Genomic DNA, 3,278 nt, shown 5'->3' on the forward strand with positions numbered 1-3,278 from the left:
CCCGTGCTATTCTATATCCTGCAAAAGACCGCCGGACACACGGGCAACGCCGTGACAATTCCGAGCGGCTGACCAGAGGAAAACCAAATAACAACCGACGGCAAGAGGCCGACGGGCGAACCAACGCCCGCCGGTCTCTTTTTGCATATAGGAAGGAGGCGACGGCCATGCCGCAGAACAGCATCTCGGCGCAGCTCAGCAACCTGCAACAGCTCGTCGCTGACCTCGAGGCAATCGAGAACGGCGGCAAGAAGGCCATCAGCAACACCATCAAGGACGTCAAGGCCAGAGCCCCGGGCTGGATCGCTCAGGAGGTCACGGCCGTCTACAACATCAAGAAGTCGGAGATCACACCCTCGGGCAGCGGAAAGCCGAAGAAGATGGCCGGCAGCATCCAGATCACCGGCGAGACCATCGAGGAGCTCGCCATCACCTATAAGGGCAGGCTCCTGACCCCTGTGCACTTCGGCATGACACCGAAGGCACCGCCCCGCGGTAAGAGCTACACGCTGAAGGCGCAGGTGCTCAAGGGGCAGAAGAAGGTAGTTGGCCGCTATTTGAACACAAGAACCCCGGGCGGCCCGTTCTCGCAGCGATCGCACAATATTCTCATGGGGACAGGCAACACCAAGAGCGACGGCACGAGCTGGATCCCATTCCAGCGAATGAGCAAGACCCGCACCGACATCAAGAAGCTGACCACCATCTCGGTGCCGCAGATGATAACCAGCGACCGCACCAACGAGGCCATCATGCTCCGGCTCAACACCGAGACCAGCAAGCGCCTCGAGCACCACATGAAGCGAGCCCTCGGCCTCTAAGCCAGAGCCCACCAGAACGCCGCACAGCGCGTCCACAGCCGCACCAGACACCGAGCACGGCCCACACCGCCAGACGCGCACAGAGCGCGCCACAGCGCCGCGCAGACGCCTCCACGGCCACGCACAGCGCCGCAAGGTACTGTGACGGGCCCCTCTGGCCTGCGGTGCTGGCGAGCCCAAAAAACGCGCAGCCGGGAAAAATTTTTTTCGGGCCGTTTCGTTTCGCCCGAGCGGCAGAAAGGAGGGAACGCCATGCCGAACCCAACCAACAACAAGCTCGTCGACAGCAAGACCATCGCAGCCCTGTTCGACATGACGCCCCGCCGAGTGCAGCAGCTCACCAAGGATGGCGTCATCGCCGCGGTCAAGGAAGGCAACGCCAACCGCTATGACCTGCTGCCGACGATCCAGAGGTACATCCGATACCTGACGGCCAAGGCCAACGGCCGGGAGCCGTCGAAGAAGGACAGCGAGATCGAGGGCCGGCGTCTGGAGGCTGAGGCTGACCTCAAGCGCAGCAAGGCAGACATCGCCGCCCTCCAGCTCAGTGAGCTCGAGGGCACCATGCACCGCAGCGAGGACGTCGAGGCTGTGATGACCGACCTCGTCTACAATATCAGGTCGATGCTCGTGGCCCTGCCGGGCCGTCTGGCCGTCGACGTCACCGGCGCAGCAACACCCGCCGAGGCGTCTGAGATCATCCGCACAGAGGTCTACAAGATCCTGACGGAGCTGGCCGGTTATAAATACGATCCCGAGGTGTACGCCCGGCGAGTAAGGGATCGGGAAGGCTGGAGCGAGCAGCTCGCCGATGACGCGGACGACTAAAAAAGCCGCCGCGAAGCTCAATACCGCCATCGCCGGAGCGGTCAAACGCTTCGCCCCGCCTGAGAGTCTGACCGTGGACGAGTGGGCCGACAAGCACCGCCGCCTCTCCCCGGAAAGCTCAGCCGAGGCCGGCCCGTGGCGTACCAAGCGCACCCCGTACCTCGAGGAGCCCATGCGGGCCTTTACGGATCCGAAGGTGCACAAAATAGTCATGGTGGCCGCCTCTCAGGTCGGCAAGTCCGAGCTCGAGCTCAACATCATCGGCTACATCATCGACCAAGACCCCGGCAGCATCCTCTACGTCCACCCGACCATCGACGACGCCCGGAAGTTCAGCCGCCTCCGCGTGGCCCCTATGATCCGCGACAGCAAACCCCTGAAGGCGAAGGTGCACGACGTCAAGGCCAAGGACAGCGGCAACACGATCCTTCAGAAGTCGTTCCCGGGCGGTATGCTCACTCTGACCGGCTCCAACAGCGCCTCGGCTCTGGCCTCCACGCCTGCCCGCTATATCATCGGCGACGAGCGCGACCGCTGGGCGACCAGTGCCGGCACCGAGGGCGACCCGTGGGCGCTGGCCGAAGCACGTCAGGCCACATTCTACAACGCCAAGGCGGTCGAGGTCTCGACCCCGACCATCAAGGGCAACAGCAACATCGAGACGAGTTTCTACCAAGGCACGCAGGAACGCTGGTGCCACCGCTGCCCCGAGTGTGGGGAGTACAGCGAGATCGTGTTCGACAATATCCACTTCGACCCGGAGGTCAAGAGGATCCGCGGGAAAAAGTCGTGGAGCCTCAAGAGCGGCGTCTCGTGGAGCTGCCCGGCGTGCGGCTGCCTGATCCCCGAGGACGTCATGCGAAAGCAGCCTGCCAAGTGGATCGCCGACAACCCGGACGCCTACAAGAAGGGCGTCCGTTCTTTTTGGCTCAATGCCTTCTCGAGCCCGTGGACTCCGTGGGAGAAGATCGTCCTCAAGTTCCTCGACGCCAAGGATGACCCGCAGCGCCTCAAGGTCGTCTACAACACCCTGCTCGGCCAACTGTGGGAAGATCGAGGCGACCTCGAGGACGAGGACACCATGCTTGCCCGCCGTGAGGACTACGGCACCCGCTCGGACGGCACCCCTGTGGAGCTGCCTGACGGCGTGCTCGTGCTGACCTGCGGCGTCGACACTCAGGACAACCGCCTCGAATACGAGGTAGTCGGTCACGGGAAGTACGGCGAGACGTGGGGCGTCGTCAAGGGCTACATCATGGGCCGGCCAGACACCCCGGAGGTCTGGCAGCGGCTCGACGACGTGGTCGACCGCGTCTACAAGTTCAAAAACGGCCGCGGCCTGAAGATCTCCATCACCTGCGTCGACTCCGGCGGCCACTTCACCCAAGAGGTCTATGAGGCGTGCCGGGCCCGCGCCGGCAAGCGCGTCTTTGCCATCAAGGGCAAGGGCGGCGACGGCATCCCCTTCGTCTCGCCCCCGAGCAAGGTGCCGATCCGCGACAACAAGCGGATCACCTGCTGGCTCTACACCATCGGCGTCGACGCCGGCAAGGCGACGATCATGGCTAATCTGAAGGTGCAGGAGCCCGGGCCAAAATACTGCCATTTCAACCGGCACCCCGACGCCGG

General features: G+C 63.6%; 3 protein-coding genes. All 3 read left to right on the forward strand.

All coding sequences use genetic code 11. The features are described 5' to 3' along the window. Nucleotides 1-167 precede the first annotated feature (167 nt). A complete protein-coding gene (locus U0L91_RS00460; RefSeq protein ID WP_118761577.1) occupies nt 168-821 on the forward strand; it encodes a serine/arginine repetitive matrix protein 2 in 654 nt (217 codons plus the stop codon). 252 nt (nt 822-1,073) lie between these two features. Continuing rightward, on the forward strand, nt 1,074-1,649 hold the full coding sequence (locus tag U0L91_RS00465; protein WP_008981434.1) for a protoporphyrinogen oxidase: 576 nt from the start codon (nt 1,074-1,076) through the stop codon (nt 1,647-1,649). Continuing rightward, nucleotides 1,633-3,278 (forward strand): phage terminase large subunit family protein (locus U0L91_RS00470; RefSeq protein WP_330043928.1); only part of this gene is annotated, 1,646 nt, incomplete at its 3' end. The genes U0L91_RS00465 and U0L91_RS00470, both read left to right, overlap by 17 nt.

It is taken from the genome of Gemmiger sp. (genome assembly GCF_036306485.1).
Lineage (GTDB): Bacteria > Bacillota > Clostridia > Oscillospirales > Ruminococcaceae > Gemmiger.

What these genes read in the sequence shown, in the direction of transcription:
- U0L91_RS00465 (WP_008981434.1), top strand. Translation starts at nt 1,074, where the DNA reads ATGCCGAACCCAACCAACAACAAGCTCGTCGACAGCAAGACCATCGCA.
- U0L91_RS00460 (WP_118761577.1), top strand. Translation starts at nt 168, where the DNA reads ATGCCGCAGAACAGCATCTCGGCGCAGCTCAGCAACCTGCAACAGCTC.